This is a genomic window from Qipengyuania flavescens, from assembly GCF_029688735.1.
Classification (GTDB): Bacteria; Pseudomonadota; Alphaproteobacteria; order Sphingomonadales; family Sphingomonadaceae; genus Qipengyuania.
On record NZ_JARULD010000002.1, the window covers coordinates 624343 to 640992 of the forward strand.

A 16650-nucleotide genomic window follows, 5' to 3' on the forward strand; every position below is an offset into this window, starting at 1 on the left:
ATGCGAGCACTTCTGGCTTCGACGCTGGCGATCGCGCTGGCGGGTTGCGCAACGGCTTACGATAGCGATGCGCCGGTCGCGGCGGCACCGGCCGTCACGCAGAGCATGCCCGAAGAGATGGCGAGCATGGACGCGGGCGACTCGATCCTGTTCTGGGACGATGCGCGCCGCTCGGCGGCCTTCCGCGACATGGAAGGTCTTTTTCCGGGCTTCGAAGTCGCTCCGGCGAACACACCGCGCACCCTTCGGCGAGGCCCGCCGCTGTCTCGCGACGTGCAGGTCGCCATCCGCGACTTCATGGCGAAAACGCAGGCTGCGGGCGTAATGGTCCTCGATGACGGCATCGTCCGGTTCGAGGAATACGGGCTCGGCATGATGCCAGATGACCGCTGGACCAGCTTCTCGGTCGCCAAGAGCTTCACCTCGACGCTGCTCGGCGCCGCGATTGCGGACGGCGCGATCGAGAGCGTCGATACGCCGGTGACCTCGATCATTCCGGCGCTGGCCGGCACGGCTTACGACGGCGTCACCGTCGGCCAGATCGCCACGATGACCTCGGGCGTGGCGTGGAACGAGGACTACACCGATCCTAACAGCGACGTCGCACGGATGCTTTCGGTCACACCCGTTGCGGGGGAATCGCAGGCAGTGACCTATGCGAAGACCCTCCGCCGCGAGGCCCCAGCGGGCGAGAAGTGGGTCTACAAGACGCTGGAGACCAATCTGCTCGGCCTCATCGTGGAGCAGGCGACGGGCAAGTCTCTCGCAGCCTATGCGGCGGAGAAGATCGTCGAGCCTGCCGGTTTCGAAGGCGGGCTGTTCTGGATGCAGGACCTCACCGGCGGCAATATCGGCGGCTGCTGCCTTTCGCTGCGCCTGTCGGACTATGCGCGCATGGGCCAGTTTGCGCTGGAAGGCGGCGAGGATGTGGTGCCGGACGGGTGGTTCGCCGAGGCCGGTTCGCCGCTGGTCGGCTTCCCGAACGCGCCGGGCTATGGCTATGGCTACCAGTGGTGGACCTACCCCGGGGCCTATGGCGCGCAAGGCATCTTCGGGCAGGCGATCACGATCGTGCCAGAGCACAATCTGGTCGTCGCCGTGGTGAGCAACTGGCCGACCGCGACCAGCACGGATAACCGCAACGGCTTTCGCGAAGTCGTCGGCAAAATCGCCAAGGATATCGACTGAATGCAGTGGTGGCGGCGACCGCTAGGGCACCGCCACCGGCAACGAGCACTCAAAACACGGTTCAGGCCGGGCCCTGAGGCCGCTGCCAAAGCGTCGGTGCGGTTGCCTTCCCGAGAGGCCGGGAGCGAAGGCCTAGTAGGGGCGGTAGTTGCCGGCCCCGGTGTAGCGCGCGATGATGTTATCATGGACGATCGGCGAGAGCAGCTCGTTGAACGCACAGCCGACCATGCAGTTTTCCCACCACACGACCTGTGCCTGGAGCGATTCGAGGCCGGGCAGGGTCAGCCAGCACATCTGGCCTTCGTGCATGCGGTTGAGCGCCGCTGCCGAGAAGCCCGAGATCGAGAGATCGTGGATGACCGTCTGGAATGCGCGGCCGCCCGATGCACGCAGCTGGCCGGGAATGGTCAACTTGGTGCGCGGTGCGCAGCGGTCTTCCTGAGCGGCAACCAGGTAGCGGTCCTGGGTCTGATAGGTCATGATGCGCCCTTCCAATACGAGAATTTCCGGCTTTCTTAACTCCCGCACGCTCGCGAGAGGAATATCCGCAGAATCTCGACTGTTCGGGTTACGAAGTCCTGACCGCTGTTGGTTAACTCATTCTTCCACGCGCTCTCGGTAGAAGCCGTCGAAATCGTTAATTTGCAGCTCGACGAGCCGATTTGCGACGACATCGGGCGATTTGACCGTCTTCGGATCCTCGCCGGGATAGGCCTTGGCGCGCATATCCGTCCGAGTCGCGCCCGGATCGATCAGGGCGACGCGAACCTTGGAAACCTTTTCGACTTCTGCCGCATAGCATTCGAGTAGGTTGTCGAAGGCCGCCTTGGTCGAGCCATAAGCGGACCAGTAGGCGCGCGGATCGGCACCGACGCTGCTGGTGAGACCGTACACACGCCCCTCATCGGCGCGCTTCAACAAAGGGTCGAAATTCGCGAGCAGGGCCTGGGTCGCCAGCACGTTGACCGTGATCGCTTGGCTGAACTGCTTGCCGTCGATCTGCGTAACCGGTGTGAGGGTCGGCAAATAAGCCGCTGAAATGACGAGCGCATCCAGCTTTTCCCAGCGTCCGGCAATAGCGGAGGCAAGGCGCGCGATGCCGTCGCTTTCGGCGAGATCGACCGGGGCGATCGTCGACTGGCCACCGGCGTCGTGGATCGCATCCTCTACCGTTTCGAGGCCACGCACGTCGCGCGCGGTCAGGACGACATGCGCTCCGGCGGCGGCAAATGCCTTCGCAGTCGCGGCACCGATGCCCTTGCTAGCCCCGGTAACGAGGACGAGACGGCCGTCCAGCGGTTTGTCGGTCATTCGGCAGCCTCTACGGGAAAGGTCAGCTGTTGCTGCTTGTCCTCGCGCCGCGCAAGGTCGGTCAGCGAGGTCGGATAATCGCCGGTGAAACAGGCATCGCAGAACTGCGGGCAGCTGGAATTGCGCGGCTTCTCGCCCACCGCGCGATAGAGCCCGTCGATCGACACGAAGGCCAGACTATCCGCCTTGATGAATTCGCGCATCGGCTCGACATCCATGCGCGCGGCAAGCAGCTTGCTGCGCTCGGGCGTATCGACGCCGTAGAAGCAGCTATGCGCCGTGGGCGGGCTGGCGACGCGGAAATGCACTTCGATCGCACCGGCATCGCGCATCATCTCGACAATCTGCATCGAGGTGGTGCCGCGCACGATGGAGTCGTCGATCAGCACGATGCGCTTGCCCTCGACCAGCGCGCGGTTGGCATTGTGCTTGCGCTTCACGCCTGCGTGCCGCGCGCCGTCGCTCGGCTGGATGAAGGTGCGCCCGACATAGTGCGAGCGGATGATGCCAAGCTCGAAGGGAATGCCCGATTCCTGCGCATAGCCGATGGCGGCGGGCACGCCGCTGTCGGGCACGGGAATGACGAGATCGGCCTCGACCGGCTTTTCGCGAGCGAGTTCCGCCCCGATCGCCTTGCGCGCCTCGTAGATGCTGCGCCCGTCGAACACCGAGTCCGGGCGGCTGAAATAGACATGCTCGAAAATGCAGGGTCGCGGGGCATGATTGCCGAAGGGGTGGAGCGAATCGACATTGCCGTCGAAATCGACCTTGATGACCTCGCCCGGCTCGACCTGGCGGACGAATTCGGCACCTACCACGTCGAAGGCCACCGTTTCGGAGGCGAACACGGTCGCATCGCCGATCCGGCCCATCTGCAGCGGCCGGATGCCGAGCGGATCGCGGCAGGCGATCATGCCTTCGGGCGTCATCACGATCAGCGCATAGGCGCCTTCGAGCAGACGCAGCGCGTCGATCAGCCGGTCCATGATCGTCGGATAGCGGCTGGTCGCGACGAGGTGGATGATGACTTCGGTGTCGCTGGTCGACTGGAAGATCGATCCGCGACGAACCAGATCGTCGCGCAGCATGCCGGCGTTCGAGATATTGCCGTTGTGCGCCACGGCAAAGCCGCCGCTCGCGAGATCGGCATAGAGCGGCTGGATGTTGCGCAGGCCCGATCCGCCGGTGGTGGAATAGCGCACATGGCCCGCCGCCATCGTGCCGGGCAGCTCGGCAATCGCTTCCTGGCTGGAGAAATTCTCCGCCACATGGCCGATGCCGCGCCGGGTGAAGAATTCCGCGCCGTCGAAGCTGGTGATGCCGGCGGCTTCCTGCCCGCGATGTTGCAGGGCATGAAGGCCCAGCGCCGTGGCAGCGGCAGCATCGGTCGCATTGATTGCGCCGAACACGCCGCACTCTTCGCGCAGCTTGTCGCCATCCTCGTCATGAAACGGGTGGGTAAGGTTCATCGGGGGCCTGTCCGCGCCAGCAATCGGGATGCGCGACCCAATGGCGATGTTACGGCGCGATTACAAGGCCGGTGCGACGGGTGCCGATGGAATGCGCAGGGGCTGTGACACGATTTCATTGCACAGACAGCTTCGCCTGCCTAAACGCCTCTCCACCACTCGCGAACACCCTACGACAGATAAGGGCCGGTCTGATCCTCTCTCCTTTCGAATGGACGATTGCCAAGCGTTACCTGCTCCCCGGCAGGAGCGAGGCCTTCATCGCGCTGGTCGCGGGTATCTCCATCACCGTGGTTATGCTGTCGGTGGCCATGCTGGTCATCGTGATGAGCGTGATGAACGGGTTTCGCGCCGAATTGCTCGACAAGATCGTGGGGCTGAACGGCCATGCGATCGTGCAAGCCTATGGCGGCAAGATGGAGGACTGGGAGAATATCCTCCAGAACGTGCAGGAAACGCCGGGCGTGGTGGATGCCAGCCCGCTGATCGAACAACCGCTGCTGACCAGCTTCAACGGCCGGGTGGAGGCGATCCTCGTTCGCGGCAATACGGCGGAAGATATCACCGACCTCGGAGACAAGGTCGTCAGCGGCAATATCGCCCGACTGGAACCTGGGGCGAGCCGCGTGGCCATCGGCGTAAGGCTGGCCGAGAACATCGGCGCGCGCGTCGGCGATACGATCACGATTATCAATCCGCAGGGCCGCTCGACCCCGTTCGGCACCGTCCCGCGCCAGATCGGCTACGAAGTCGCGGCGATATTCGAAGTCGGCATCTATGATTACGACGGCGCCTTCGTAGTGATGCCGATGGAGGATGCGCAGACACTGCTGCTGCTCGGCGATACGGTGAGCATGATCGAAGTGACCGTGGAGGACCCGGACGAGGTCGGCGAAATCCTCGAGCCGGTCCAGCGCGCCGTTCAGGGCAGGGCGGTGGTGGCCGACTGGAAGACGATCAACTCGACCCTGTTCGAAGCTTTGCAGGTTGAACGCGTCGCAATGGCATTCGCCTTGAGTTTCATGGTCTTGGTGGCGGCTTTCAATATTCTTTCGAGCTTGGTCATGCTGGTGCGTGCAAAAACGCGAGATATCGCGATCATGCGAACCATGGGCGCGACGCGGCGGAGCCTGATGAAGATATTCGTGACGACCGGCTTCACCGTCGGAGCGATCGGCACGGTCGCCGGCCTAATCTTCGGTTTCATCGTCCTGACCTTCCGCCAGCAAATCACCACAGCGATCGGCTGGGCGACCGGGGTCGAGCTGTGGGACCCGCAGGTGCGGTTCCTGACCACGCTCCCGTCCAAGACTGATCCGGTCGAAGTCGCGATGATCGTCGGCCTGGCTCTGGTTCTCAGCTTCCTCGCCACGCTTTACCCGGCATGGAAGGCGGCGAGCACCGATCCGGTACAGGTGCTGCGCTATGAATAGCCCCGGTGTGCAACCGGTCGTCGAGCTGAAGGGCCTCACGCGCAGCTTCGAGCAGGGCGGCGTGCGCATCGACGTCTTGCGCGGGGTCAACCTGACGGTGCGCCCCGGAGAGATCGTCGCGCTGCTCGGTCCGTCCGGCTCGGGCAAGTCCACGCTGCTCCAGGCAGTCGGCCTGCTGGAAAGCGGTTTCGGCGGAGAGATCGTCATCGCGGGCAATTCGGCCGAAAAATCCGATCCGCATGCACGCACCATCCTGCGGCGGGAGCATCTCGGCTTCGTCTACCAGTTTCACCATTTGCTGCCCGACTTCGATGCGGTCGAGAACGTGGTCCTGCCGCAGCTCGTGGCCGGTAAGCCGCGCGGCGATGCCGAAGCACGGGCCCGTCAGCTGCTGTCGGCGCTTGGGCTCGAACATCGCCTCGACCACCGGCCCAGTCAGCTTTCCGGCGGCGAGCAGCAGCGTGTGGCCGTCGCCCGCGGGCTTGCCAACCGCCCCGCGCTGGTCCTCGCGGACGAGCCGACCGGCAATCTGGACGAAGCCACCAGCGACCGCGTGCTCGGCGAATTTCTCGCTCTCGTTCGGGGCGAGGGCAGCGCTGCGCTGATCGCCACGCATAACGAGCGGCTGGCGGCGCGAATGGATCGCGTCGTGCGGCTGCACGAAGGCTTGCTGGAATAGGAAACGCAGCGCGGTTTCATCCGTTGGGCGGGCAAAGGAGATTACCAGTATGACCGACCACCCCAGCACCTACCGCGCCGAAGACACCCATCGTCTCGGCATCCAGTGGGACGACCGGGCCAGCCTGCACCGTGTCGGCGATGGCGACGGCGTGTTCGACGGTGCCAAGGGATTGCGTCAGGGCACCTTCGCCGACCTCATCCGTCACATCATGCTGATGAGTCCCGACGAGCGCGACGACTATTATATCGAGAAACTCGGCGACCGCGAATATCATGCAGAGGAAATCGCCTCGCTGGCAGCGCGCGACGATTTTCCGCGCGGCTGAGGATTTCTAGGATGACAACGATCGCCGATTTCACCGTGTCGACCAGCAAGGGCGAGCCGCTCGATCTGCGAGAAAAGCTCGGCACGGTCCTGCTGGTGGTGAACACGGCCAGCAAATGCGGATTTACGCCACAGTATGACGGACTGGAAGAGCTCTACCAGCGCTACGGCGACAAGGGCTTCGAAGTGTTGGCCTTTCCGTGCAACCAGTTCGGCAATCAGGAGCCGGGCGATGCCGACGAGATCGAGCAATTCTGCAAGGTCAATTTCGGCCTCACCTTTCCGCTGATGGCCAAGGTGGACGTGAACGGGGGCGAGGCCAGCCCGCTGTTCGACTGGATGAAGGCGGAGGCGCCCGGCCTGATGGGATCGAAGAAGATCAAGTGGAACTTCACCAAGTTCCTGATCGACCGCGAAGGCAATGTCGTGAAGAGGTACGGCCCGGCCGATGCGCCGAAGAGTATCGCGAAGGACATCGAGAAGCTGCTGTAACCAGCCGCTGTCGCCGCACGAAAGACCGGTCATGCTTGCCGATATCAACCAATGGTTTCTCGCCCTCGGCGCCCAATACGGCGTCAATCCCTATATCTTCGGCGGAATCTACGTCGGGGCGATCCCCTTCTTCCTGCTGTCGATCGGCTGGCTGGTGAAGCGTGCCCGGGCGGGTCAATCGACTGTGCTGCCGACCATGCTGGCCGGGTTCTTCTTCGTGTCCGCCTATCTCTATCTGGCGATCGCGGGTCGCAATATTCCGGTGTGGGTCTGGATCTTCCTGGCCGCGCTGGTGATCTATGGCGCATTCTCGACGATCCGCGATACGCGCAGGAAAATCCGCGAGGGCTGATTTCTCCACGCGCTGTGGAGAAACAGCGCGGCCTGAGCCTTCCGAATCCACGCAAAAGGCTTACCTTGCTCGCATGAGCTACAAGCCTTTCGTCCCCTTGCGCGTGCTGTCTGCCTATACGATGCTCGAAGGGGCGATCGATCCCAAGGCGATGGCCAAGCTGGCGAAAGAGCGCGGCTTTCCGGCCATTGCGATCGCCGACCGCAATGGCCTCTATGGCGCGGTGATGTTCGCCAATGCCTGCAAGGCGGAAGGTATCCAGCCGATCATCGGAACGCTGCTCGGCGTGGCGCGCGATGCGGAGGGCAAGCAGGTCGATTACCTGCCACTCTATGCACAGGATGAGGCGGGCTACGACAATCTCTGCCATCTGGTTTCGAAAGCGCATCTCGAGCGCCCGCTGGAGTTCGAACCGCATGTCGGTATGGCAGACCTCGAAGGACGCACCGACGGATTGCTGGCGCTGACAGGTGCGAGCGAAGGTGCGGTTACGAGATTGCTGGCCGAGGGTCAGCAGAGCCATGCCGAAGCAGCACTCGACCGGCTGCAGGCGCTGTTTCCGGACCGCCTCTATATCGAGTTAGCGCGGCGCGGGAACGAGGTGGAACAGCGCGCCGAGGAGGCTCTGGTCGATCTCGCCTATGCGCGTGACCTGCAACTCATCGCGACCAATCCCGCAAACTACGCCGAACCACACATGCACAAGGCGCATGACGCCATGCTGTGTATCGCCGGGTCCACCCATGTCGATGCGGAGGAACGCGCGCGCTCCAATCCGGAAAGCTACGTCAAGACCTACCACATGATGGACGAGGCGTTCGCCGATCTGCCCGAAGCGGTCGAGAACACCATCGTCCTCGCGCAACGCTGTGCCTACGCGCCGCCCTATCGCGACCCGATCTTGCCCAGCCTTGCCGGCGATCTGGAAGGCGAGGCTCGGGCGCTGGAAGAAGATGCGCGCAAGGGCCTCGAAGCCCGGCTTGCGCCCTATGGCGAGATGTCGGAAGAGGACCGCAAGGTCTATTTCGACCGGTTGAAATTCGAAGTCGATATCATCAACCAGATGGGCTTCCCCGGCTACTTCCTGATCGTTGCCGACTTCATTAAATGGGCTAAGGATCAGGACATTCCCGTCGGCCCGGGACGTGGGTCCGGTGCGGGCAGCCTCGTGGCCTGGGCGCTGACGATTACCGATCTCGATCCGATCCAGCTCGGCCTGCTGTTCGAACGCTTCCTCAACCCCGAACGTGTCTCGATGCCCGACTTCGACATCGACTTCTGCGAAACGCGGCGCGGCGAGGTGATCCGCTACGTCCAGCAGAAATACGGCCACGATCATGTCGCGCAGATCATCACCTTCGGTAAGCTGAAGGCCCGCGCGGTGCTGCGCGATACGGGCCGCATTTTGCAGATGAGCTACGGCCATGTGGATCGCCTCTGCAAGATGGTGCCCAACCACCCGACCGACCCCTGGACGCTGCCGCGTGCGCTGAACGGGGCGGCGGACTTCAAGCGCGAATACGACAATGACAACGAGGTGAAACGCCTCGTCGATCTCGCGATGCAGCTGGAGGGTTTCCCGCGCAACAGTTCGACCCACGCGGCCGGCGTGGTGATCGGCGATCGCCCGCTGGCGCAGCTCGTGCCGCTCTATCGCGATCCGCGCTCGGACATGCCGGTGACGCAGTACGACATGAAGAATGTCGAAAGCTCCGGCCTCGTCAAATTCGACTTCCTCGGTCTGAAGACGCTGTCGGTGCTCAAGAAGGCTACAGACCTGCTCAAGCGCCGCGAGATCGACATCGACCTCTCGACGCTCCCGCTGGACGATCCCAAGGTCTACGAACTGATGAAGGCGGGCAATACGGTCGGCGTTTTCCAGCTGGAATCGGAGGGCATGCGGCGCACGCTGACGGCAGTGAAGCCGACCAATTTCGGCGACATCATCGCGCTCGTCTCGCTTTATCGTCCGGGTCCGATGGACAACATCCCGCTATTCGGCAAGCGCAAGGCGGGCGAGGTCGCAATCGAGTATCCGCACGCCAAGCTCGAGGGCATCCTGGCCGAGACATACGGCATCTTCGTCTATCAGGAACAGGTCATGCAGGCCGCCCAGATTCTCGCCGGATATTCGCTCGGCGATGCCGACCTGCTTCGCCGCGCGATGGGCAAGAAGGTGCAGGCCGAAATGGACGCTCAGCGCGAGCGGTTCGTCGAGGGCTGCAAGGAAGTCTCCGGCATCGAGAAGGCAGAGGCCAATGCGCTATTCGACTTGATCGACAAGTTCGCCGGCTACGGCTTCAACAAGTCCCACGCCGCCGCCTATGCATTGCTCGCCTATCAGACGGCATGGCTCAAGGCGCATTACCCGGAAGAATTCTTCGCCGCGTCCATGTGCTTCGACATGCACCAGTCGGAGAAGCTGGCGGTATTCGTGGACGATGCGCGGCGCAGCGGAATCAAGGTGCTGCCGCCCGCGCTGAATTACTCCGAGGCCGAGTACAGCGTCGAGCAGACCGACGATGGCTATGCCGTGCGCTATGCGTTGGCCGGCATTCGCAACGTCGGCGAGCGGGCGATGGAGGCGATCGTCCACGAGCGCGAGGTCAGCGGCAAATTCGAGAGCTTGCAGGACCTATTCGAGCGGCTGCCCAAGGGTTCGATGAACTCGCGCCAGCTGGAAGCGCTGATTTCGGCCGGCGCACTCGACGAGTTCGAGACCAACCGGGCGAAGCTTTTCGCCAATGCCGACATGCTGCTGGCCATCGCGGATGCTGCCGAGCGCGAGCGGTCGAGCGGGCAGGCGGCGCTGTTCGGCGGCGACGATGCGGCCAGCGAAGACACGCTGCGCCTCAAGGATGCCAATCCCTGGCCGCGTGCGGAGCAGATGGCGCGGGAGAAGGAGAACTTCGGCTTCTATTTCGCCGAGCATCCTGTCGAGGCGTGGCGCACAGTGGCCAGCGCGCAAGGTGCGCGCAGCTACGCCTCGCTGATGGCCAGCGGTGCCCCCCCCGGTGGGCGCGCTGGCGCGGTGATGGCGGCCATGGTCGAGAAGGCGAGCAAGGGCACCACCAAGCGCGGCAAACCCTTCATCCGCGCCGATTTCTCGGACAGCTCCGGCCAGTTCAGCGCCGCCTGTTTCGAAGAGGGCATGGTCGACCGCTTCCTCGAATGGGCGGAGAACCAGACCTGCGTGAAGCTGGACGTCGAGCTCGACAGTCCGAGCCCCGACGAACCGCCGCGCATCACCGTGCGCGGCGCCGTGCCGCTCGATGCGGTGAAGGGCAGCATGGCGATGCTGCTCACCCTCGAAGTCGAGAGCGTCGGTGCGCTGACCGAGCTGGCGCTGGCCTTGCAGACTGCAGGCGAGGGCGGAGACGAGGTGATGGCGACGCTGCACACCGGCGATCCCGAGCCGCCAATCATGCGCCTCGGCCGTGCATTTTCCATCGACGGGGAACTCGCTGAACGCTTGGCAAGCGTGCCCGGCCTTGCCAAGGTGCAACTGACTGCGCGACGGGGGAAAGCAAACTTGCGCCTCGTCGCCTGATACCGGCGAGAGGAAAGCATATGTCGTTAGGCGCCATGCAGGATTGGACCATGCGGATTTCGCATGTGATCGACCATGCTGCGAGAGAAGCCCCCACCCGCGAGATCGTGACCCGCTGGGCCGATGGCAGCGAAACCCGCACCGACTGGGCGGGCATCCACCGCGACGCGCGCAAGATGGCGCAGGCGCTGCAGGCGCTCGGCCTCAAGCCAGGCGACAAGGTTGCGAGCCTCGCGATGAACCATGCGCGCCACCTCGTCAGCTGGTTCGGGGTCGCGGGGATGGGCGGCGTGCTCCACACCTGCAATCCGCGCCTGTTCGAAGAGCAGCTGGAGTACATCGTCGGCCATGCCGAGGACAAAGTGATGCTCTACGATGCGGCCTTCCAGCCGATCATCGACAAGATGCGCGACCAGTGGCCGACGGTCGAACACTACATCTGCTTCGATCCGCCCGAGGGCAGCGATGTCACGGCGTTCGAGGACTGGATCGGCGTGCAGGACGGGAATTTCGAATGGGTCGACGGGAGCGAGCGCGATCCCTGCATGATCTGCTACACGAGCGGCACCACCGGCAATCCCAAGGGCGTGCAGTACGAGCATCGCTCTACCGTGCTCCACGCGCTTGCCGGCCTGCAGCCGAGCACGTTCAATTTCAGCGCGTCGTCGGTCATGCTGCCGGTCGTGCCGATGTTCCACGCGGCCAGCTGGGGCCTGCCCTATGCAGGCGCGATGGCGGGGATCAAATTTGTGTTCAGCGCGGTCAACGATCCGGCCGTGCTCGACGAGATGATGAAGAAGGAAGGCGTGACCGACAGTGCCGGCGTGCCCACCGTCTGGCTCGCCCATTTCCAGTATTGCGATGCCAACGACATCGAGCTGCCCAAGCTGCGCGCTGCGACCATCGGCGGATCGGCCGCGCCGCGTTTCATGATCGAGCGGCTGATGAAGAACGGCACGCGCGTCCAGCACGCCTGGGGCATGACGGAAACCTCGCCGATCGGCACGGTCGGCGGCCCGACGGCGGATTGGGACGAGATGACCTTCGAACAGAGGGTCGAGAAGACGATGAAACAGGGCCGCCCGATTTTCGGAGTGGAGCTGCGCACGGTCGATCTCGACGATCGCACCAAGGTCCTGCCGCGCGATGGCGAGGCGTCGGGCGCGCTACAGATCCGCGGTCCGTGGGTCGTCAAACGCTACTTCAAGGCTGAAGAAGATGCCCTGACTGCGGATGGCTGGTTCGATACCGGCGATGTCGCCATCCTGCATCCGGACGGCACGATGCAGATCACCGACCGCACTAAGGACGTGATCAAATCCGGCGGCGAGTGGATCAGCTCGGTCGAGCTCGAGAATGCGGCCGTCGGCCACCCGGCCGTGGCCGAGGCGGCATGCGTCGGCATGTTCCACCCCAAGTGGGACGAGCGCCCGGTGCTGTTCGTGGTCAAGAAGGAAGGCAAGGACTGCACGGCGGAAGAGGTGGTAAACTTCCTCTCCGACAAGGTCGCGAAATGGTGGCTGCCCGACGCGGTCGAATTCGTCGACGACATCCCGCACACCGCCACCGGCAAGATCAGCAAGAAGGACCTGCGAGATCGGTTCAGCGACTATACGCTCGCCTGACGCGGCCGTGCGCGCCGCAGTGGCGGAGGATGCCGATGCGGTGCAGGCGATCTATGCACACCATGTTGCGCACAGCACGGCGACCTTCGATACCGTGGCTCCGGACGAGGCATTCTGGCGCGAGAAGATCGACGCGGTCGTTGCGCGTGGCTGGCCGTTCCTGGTGGTCGAGCGGGACGGCGAGGTGGCGGGCTATGCCTATGCGACGCAATTCCGCGACCGCGCGGCCTATTCGCATACCTGCGAGAACAGCATCTACATCGCCGACTCGCAGCGCGGTTCGGGCCTTGGCGCGATCCTGCTGACGGCGCTGGTCGATGCGGCGGGCAAGGCCGATTTCGAGCAGATGATCGCAGTGATCGGCGGCGGGGAACCAGCCTCGGTCGCGCTGCACGGCAAGCTCGGCTTCGTGGAGGTAGGGCGGATGCGACAGGTCGGCATGAAATTCGGACGGCGGCTCGATACAGTTTACATGCAGCTATCCTTGCATAGATAAGCTGCGACAGTCGCTCGCAAGAGTTTTCAAGGAGTATTCGAATGCCCCGTTTCCGCCCTGTTTTCGCGCTGGCCCCGCTGGCTTTGATCGCCTGCGCGCAAGCCGCCTCCGCCAGTACTATCGACGTAGCGAAGACCCCGTGGTGCGGCTGCTGCAGCGAATGGATCGAGCGGATGCGCGACGCCGGTTTCGAAATGACCGTGCGCGATGTGGAGAATACGACGCCGGTCGCGGATGCGGCAGGTGTGCCAGCCAATCTGCGCAGCTGCCACACGGCGACGGTCGAGGGGTATGCGATCGAAGGCCATGTGCCTGCCGAAGACATACGGCGCCTGCTCGCTGAGAAGCCGGATGCCGTCGGCCTCGCCGTACCGGGGATGCCCATCGGCTCTCCGGGCATGGAAGTGGCGGGGCGCAGCCAGACCTACCAAACCGTCCTGATCATGCGTGACGGAAAACACCGCGTATGGGCGACCCATGAAGGGACAGCCGAAGCCCACAATCACTGAGCACGATCGATTCCGGAGAGACCATTTGACCAATTACATCGACCCGAGCCGCGCCAATTTCGACGCTTTCAAGGCCCTGCCACGCGACGAGCCGATCCACATGCTCAATTTGCTGCTCTACCGTAATGAGGCCGAGTATCCAGAGGGGCACGAGCATCACGGCAACGGCTGGAGCGGCCGCCGCGCCTATGAGGAATATGGCAAGACCAGCGGCCCGATCTTCCGCCGCGTCGGCGGCTCCATCGTGTGGCGCGGCGCCTTCCAGTGCATGGTCACCGGACCGGACGATCGGCGCTGGCACGACGGCTTCGTGGCGCAGTACCCGAACAGCGGAGCCTTCTTCGAGATGATCAAGGACCCTGAGTACCAGAAAGCGGTGATCAATCGCACAGCAGCGCTAGTGGATAGCAGGCTGGTGCGGTTTGCGCCGGGCGAGGAGGGCGAGGGGTTCTAACCTCTCCGGACCGGGGAGATTAAAGCAACCGCAATTGCCCGCCCACCGCAGGTGGCCGGAACTGCGTGCAGTCCAGCTCGAACTTCGCCTTGCCTATACCGCTGCGTTTGCAGGCTAGGCGGAAGCGGGCGCGGAAGAGGTCGGCCCAGACACCGGTCGGGCGCAGGCGGCTGAAGAAGTTCGGGTCGTTGTCCTTCCCGCTGCGGATCGACTGGACGATGCTCATCACCTTGTCTCGGCGTTCGGGATAGTGGACCGAGAGCCATTCGCGGAACAGCGGGGCGACCTCGTGCGGCAGGCGCAGCGGGATCCAGCCGCAGCTATCTACGCCCATGGCCGCGGCGCGCTGGACGATTTCCTCCATGAATTCGTCCGTAATCGCCGGGATGACAGGCGCGACCGAGCAATGCGTCGGCACGCCTGCAACGGCGAGCTTTCCCAGCGCTTGCAATCGCTTGGCAGGCGATGCTGCACGCGGTTCCAGTTTGCCGGACAGCTTGGGATCGAACGTCGTAACCGAGATCGCCACCGCCACCAGCCGCCGCTCTGCCATTTCGGCAAGCAGGTCCAGATCGTCGAGCACGCGGTCGGACTTGGTCGTAATCGTCACCGGATGTCGCGCGTCGAGGCACACCTCCAGCACCGAGCGGGTGATCCGGTAGTCGCGCTCGATCGGTTGGTAGGGATCGGTATTGGTCCCCATCGCGATCGGCTTTGGACGGTATTTCGGCTTGGCCAAAGTGGCGCGCAATATCTCGGCTGCGTTGGGCTTGGCGAATAGCTGCGTCTCGAAATCCAGCCCCGGCGACAGGTCGTGATAAGCATGCGTAGGACGGGCAAAGCAGTAGACGCAGCCATGCTCGCAGCCGCGATAGGCATTGATCGAGCGGTCGAAGAAGATGTCCGGCGACTGGTTGAAGCTGAGGATCGTTCGTGGGCGCTCTTCCGTCACATGCGTCCGCAATTTCACGGGAGGTCCGTCCAGCGTCTCCATGTGATCGCGCCAGTCGCCATCGGTCTCGCGCGTGGCGAGGCCGAAGCGCGTCGGCACGCTGCCCGATTGCGCGCCGCGCCCGGCAATGGCTGGCTCCATCCGCTTGTCCATTCGTAGAACATAAGCGGAACAAGCGAGTCTGTCGAGTGGTCAGCCGAGCGAAATCTGCAAAGCAGCTCCGCCGAGCCACAAGCCGATCAATAATACCGACTCCCAGCCGATCCCGCCGGGTCCCTGTCGTTCGCGCCGGAGCAGGCCGAGCAGAAGAATGCCCGTCATCAGGATCGAGAGCGAGATCCAGAAGACGCTGCGCTCGCTCATCGCATTGTAGATGCTGCCTTCGCGATAGGCGACGTCGCTGGCGGCAATGAAGAGCGCGTCGAACATATTGCCGCCGATGATCCCGCCGACAGCGAGCTGCAACGCACCCTTGCGGACGGCGGCTATGGTTGTGACCAGTTCCGGCAAGGAGGTGACGATGGCGGTGCCCAGCGCCCCGACGACGCCCTGCGATATGCCGAGCCTGCCCGAGAGTTCCAGCCCGGCAGTCCCCACGACGTACCCGCACAAGCCAACCACGGCGACCATGCCCCCGAAGATCGCGAACAGCAGGGCCAGCGGCCGCCGGTCATCGCACTCGTCGTCGTTCTCGTCGCGCGTGGCATCGGTCTTCCGCGGCAGCCACATCGGCCGCTGCTTGATCCGGTGCGCGTTATGAAGGCCGACGAGATAGACCAGGACCAGCACCGGAGTCAGCGGATTGACACCGAGGATGGCGAAGGGCGGCGATACCCAGGCCATGATCGGCAGCACCATCAGGATGATCAGGACCGTCGACTGACCGAGGTTTACCGGACTGGCCGCCGCATGCTCCAGATTGACCTTGCGATAAGCGACGTCGGCGACCGCGAGGAACATGGTCTGCGCGGCGATCCCTCCCATCGCGTTGGATACGGCCAGATCCGGCGCGCCGCTCGCTGCCGTGCTGGCGGATGTCACGATGCCGGCGATGCTCGTGCCTGCGCCGAGCAGCACCGATCCGACGAGCGCTTCACCGAAGCCGGTGCGGTCGGCAAGTGTGTCCGCCAGCCCCGCCATGCGCGTACCCACGAGCGCGATCAGCACGGCCGCGCCGCCGAACAGAATCAGGAGCGTCTGCGTCGAAAAGGCCGTTATCTCAAACAGTTTGCTCCCCCGGGTGCTTGCCCGAAGGACGCGTGAGGAACGGTAGCGTTCCTACCGCTCGCGCAGGCGCGGCATGAGATCGACGAAGTTGCAGGGCCGGTTGCGGCTGTCGAGTTGTTCGGCGAGGATCATGTCCCAACCATCCTTCACCGCGCCGTTCGAGCCTGGCAAGGCGAAGATATAGGTGCCGCGCGCCACCACGCCGCAGGCGCGGCTCTGCACCGTACTGGTGCCGATGGTGTTGTAGCTGAGCCAGCGGAACAGCTCGCCGAAACCGGGGACGTCCTTGCTCTTTACCCGGTCCAGCGCTTCAGGCGTGACGTCCCGGCCCGTCAGCCCCGTGCCGCCGGTGGTGATGACGCAATCGATCGCCTCGTCGTCGATCCAGCGGTGAAGGTGCGCGGCGATCTCCTCCACGCTGTCGCGGCTGATCTCGCGCGTGGCGAGGCTGTGGCCGGCGGCTTCGATACGTTCGGCGAGGATGTCGCCCGAAGTGTCGTCGGCCAAAGTGCGGCTGTCCGACACTGTCAGCAGCGCAATGCTGACCGGCTTGAACTCGCGGTTTTCGTCGATCGCCATCGTGCTG

The 16650-nt window shown here is 63.9% G+C and carries 17 protein-coding genes; 11 read left to right on the plus strand and 6 right to left on the minus strand.

What is annotated here, in order from left to right; translation table 11 throughout:
* Nucleotides 1–1188 (plus strand): serine hydrolase domain-containing protein, encoded by a 1188-nt coding sequence (locus P8R33_RS08310; RefSeq protein WP_278328511.1) that lies wholly within the window; start codon nucleotides 1–3, stop codon nucleotides 1186–1188.
* Nucleotides 1189–1320: 132 nt separating this feature from the next.
* Here the strand turns inward: P8R33_RS08310 and P8R33_RS08315 are convergent, their stop codons facing one another.
* From P8R33_RS08315 to purF, 3 genes are all read right to left on the minus strand, one after another.
* The gene (locus P8R33_RS08315; RefSeq protein WP_278328512.1) at nucleotides 1321–1668 is read right to left on the minus strand and encodes a PilZ domain-containing protein; all 348 of its coding nucleotides are present in this window, start codon (nucleotides 1666–1668) and stop codon (nucleotides 1321–1323) included.
* A gap of 117 nt (nucleotides 1669–1785) precedes the next feature.
* Nucleotides 1786–2499: an SDR family NAD(P)-dependent oxidoreductase gene (locus P8R33_RS08320; RefSeq protein ID WP_278328513.1), complete on the minus strand. Its 714-nt coding sequence runs from the start codon at nucleotides 2497–2499 to the stop codon at nucleotides 1786–1788.
* Nucleotides 2496–3968 (minus strand): amidophosphoribosyltransferase, encoded by a 1473-nt coding sequence (purF, locus tag P8R33_RS08325; RefSeq protein WP_278328514.1) that lies wholly within the window; start codon nucleotides 3966–3968, stop codon nucleotides 2496–2498. Before purF ends, P8R33_RS08320 begins: the two co-directional genes overlap by 4 nt.
* Nucleotides 3969–4159: 191 nt before the next feature.
* On the opposite strand from purF, the gene P8R33_RS08330 reads away from it, so the two are divergent.
* The 10 genes from P8R33_RS08330 (at nucleotide 4160) to P8R33_RS08375 (ending at nucleotide 13885) form a co-directional block, all read left to right on the plus strand.
* Complete coding sequence (locus P8R33_RS08330) at nucleotides 4160–5401, plus strand: lipoprotein-releasing ABC transporter permease subunit (protein WP_278328821.1); 1242 nt, start codon at nucleotides 4160–4162, stop codon at nucleotides 5399–5401.
* Nucleotides 5394–6080, plus strand: coding sequence for an ABC transporter ATP-binding protein (locus P8R33_RS08335; protein WP_278328515.1), 687 nt, complete (start codon nucleotides 5394–5396; stop codon nucleotides 6078–6080). The genes P8R33_RS08330 and P8R33_RS08335 overlap by 8 nt, the downstream gene beginning before the upstream one ends.
* A 49-nt stretch (nucleotides 6081–6129) precedes the next feature.
* The gene (locus tag P8R33_RS08340) at nucleotides 6130–6408 is read left to right on the plus strand and encodes a hypothetical protein (protein WP_278328516.1); all 279 of its coding nucleotides are present in this window, start codon (nucleotides 6130–6132) and stop codon (nucleotides 6406–6408) included.
* A gap of 11 nt (nucleotides 6409–6419) precedes the next feature.
* On the plus strand, nucleotides 6420–6899 hold the full coding sequence (locus tag P8R33_RS08345; RefSeq protein WP_278328517.1) for a glutathione peroxidase: 480 nt from the start codon (nucleotides 6420–6422) through the stop codon (nucleotides 6897–6899).
* Between the two features lie 31 nt (nucleotides 6900–6930).
* Complete coding sequence (locus P8R33_RS08350; RefSeq protein WP_278328518.1) at nucleotides 6931–7251, plus strand: hypothetical protein; 321 nt, start codon at nucleotides 6931–6933, stop codon at nucleotides 7249–7251.
* 73 nt (nucleotides 7252–7324) lie between these two features.
* Complete coding sequence (gene dnaE / locus P8R33_RS08355; RefSeq protein WP_278328519.1) at nucleotides 7325–10801, plus strand: DNA polymerase III subunit alpha; 3477 nt, start codon at nucleotides 7325–7327, stop codon at nucleotides 10799–10801.
* A gap of 20 nt (nucleotides 10802–10821) precedes the next feature.
* Nucleotides 10822–12426 carry a long-chain fatty acid--CoA ligase gene (locus P8R33_RS08360; RefSeq protein WP_278328520.1) on the plus strand — a complete coding sequence of 535 codons (1605 nt, stop codon included), beginning with the start codon at nucleotides 10822–10824 and terminating at the stop codon, nucleotides 12424–12426.
* A gap of 7 nt (nucleotides 12427–12433) precedes the next feature.
* Complete coding sequence (locus P8R33_RS08365) at nucleotides 12434–12922, plus strand: GNAT family N-acetyltransferase (RefSeq protein WP_278328521.1); 489 nt, start codon at nucleotides 12434–12436, stop codon at nucleotides 12920–12922.
* Between the two features lie 41 nt (nucleotides 12923–12963).
* Nucleotides 12964–13431 carry a DUF411 domain-containing protein gene (locus P8R33_RS08370; protein WP_278328522.1) on the plus strand — a complete coding sequence of 156 codons (468 nt, stop codon included), beginning with the start codon at nucleotides 12964–12966 and terminating at the stop codon, nucleotides 13429–13431.
* Between the two features lie 25 nt (nucleotides 13432–13456).
* The gene (locus P8R33_RS08375; RefSeq protein ID WP_278328523.1) at nucleotides 13457–13885 is read left to right on the plus strand and encodes a DUF1330 domain-containing protein; all 429 of its coding nucleotides are present in this window, start codon (nucleotides 13457–13459) and stop codon (nucleotides 13883–13885) included.
* Nucleotides 13886–13904: 19 nt separating this feature from the next.
* Here P8R33_RS08375 and P8R33_RS08380 read toward each other — a convergent pair whose 3' ends face one another.
* The 3 genes from P8R33_RS08380 to moaB are packed head-to-tail and all read right to left on the minus strand — an operon-like array spanning nucleotide 13905 to nucleotide 16643.
* A complete protein-coding gene (locus P8R33_RS08380; protein ID WP_278328524.1) occupies nucleotides 13905–14990 on the minus strand; it encodes a PA0069 family radical SAM protein in 1086 nt (361 codons plus the stop codon).
* 39 nt (nucleotides 14991–15029) lie between these two features.
* Complete coding sequence (locus P8R33_RS08385) at nucleotides 15030–16064, minus strand: sodium:calcium antiporter (protein ID WP_278328822.1); 1035 nt, start codon at nucleotides 16062–16064, stop codon at nucleotides 15030–15032.
* Between the two features lie 51 nt (nucleotides 16065–16115).
* On the minus strand, nucleotides 16116–16643 hold the full coding sequence (gene moaB / locus P8R33_RS08390) for a molybdenum cofactor biosynthesis protein B (protein ID WP_278328525.1): 528 nt from the start codon (nucleotides 16641–16643) through the stop codon (nucleotides 16116–16118).
* Nucleotides 16644–16650: the final 7 nt, after the last annotated feature.

What these genes read in the sequence shown, in the direction of transcription:
- P8R33_RS08345 (WP_278328517.1), top strand. Translation starts at nt 6,420, where the DNA reads ATGACAACGATCGCCGATTTCACCGTGTCGACCAGCAAGGGCGAGCCG.
- P8R33_RS08310 (WP_278328511.1), top strand. Translation starts at nt 1, where the DNA reads ATGCGAGCACTTCTGGCTTCGACGCTGGCGATCGCGCTGGCGGGTTGC.
- P8R33_RS08350 (WP_278328518.1), top strand. Translation starts at nt 6,931, where the DNA reads ATGCTTGCCGATATCAACCAATGGTTTCTCGCCCTCGGCGCCCAATAC.
- P8R33_RS08360 (WP_278328520.1), top strand. Translation starts at nt 10,822, where the DNA reads ATGTCGTTAGGCGCCATGCAGGATTGGACCATGCGGATTTCGCATGTG.
- P8R33_RS08380 (WP_278328524.1), bottom strand. Translation starts at nt 14,990, where the DNA reads ATGGACAAGCGGATGGAGCCAGCCATTGCCGGGCGCGGCGCGCAATCG.
- P8R33_RS08320 (WP_278328513.1), bottom strand. Translation starts at nt 2,499, where the DNA reads ATGACCGACAAACCGCTGGACGGCCGTCTCGTCCTCGTTACCGGGGCT.
- moaB (WP_278328525.1), bottom strand. Translation starts at nt 16,643, where the DNA reads ATGGCGATCGACGAAAACCGCGAGTTCAAGCCGGTCAGCATTGCGCTG.
- P8R33_RS08315 (WP_278328512.1), bottom strand. Translation starts at nt 1,668, where the DNA reads ATGACCTATCAGACCCAGGACCGCTACCTGGTTGCCGCTCAGGAAGAC.
- P8R33_RS08340 (WP_278328516.1), top strand. Translation starts at nt 6,130, where the DNA reads ATGACCGACCACCCCAGCACCTACCGCGCCGAAGACACCCATCGTCTC.
- P8R33_RS08335 (WP_278328515.1), top strand. Translation starts at nt 5,394, where the DNA reads ATGAATAGCCCCGGTGTGCAACCGGTCGTCGAGCTGAAGGGCCTCACG.
- purF (WP_278328514.1), bottom strand. Translation starts at nt 3,968, where the DNA reads ATGAACCTTACCCACCCGTTTCATGACGAGGATGGCGACAAGCTGCGC.
- P8R33_RS08370 (WP_278328522.1), top strand. Translation starts at nt 12,964, where the DNA reads ATGCCCCGTTTCCGCCCTGTTTTCGCGCTGGCCCCGCTGGCTTTGATC.
- dnaE (WP_278328519.1), top strand. Translation starts at nt 7,325, where the DNA reads ATGAGCTACAAGCCTTTCGTCCCCTTGCGCGTGCTGTCTGCCTATACG.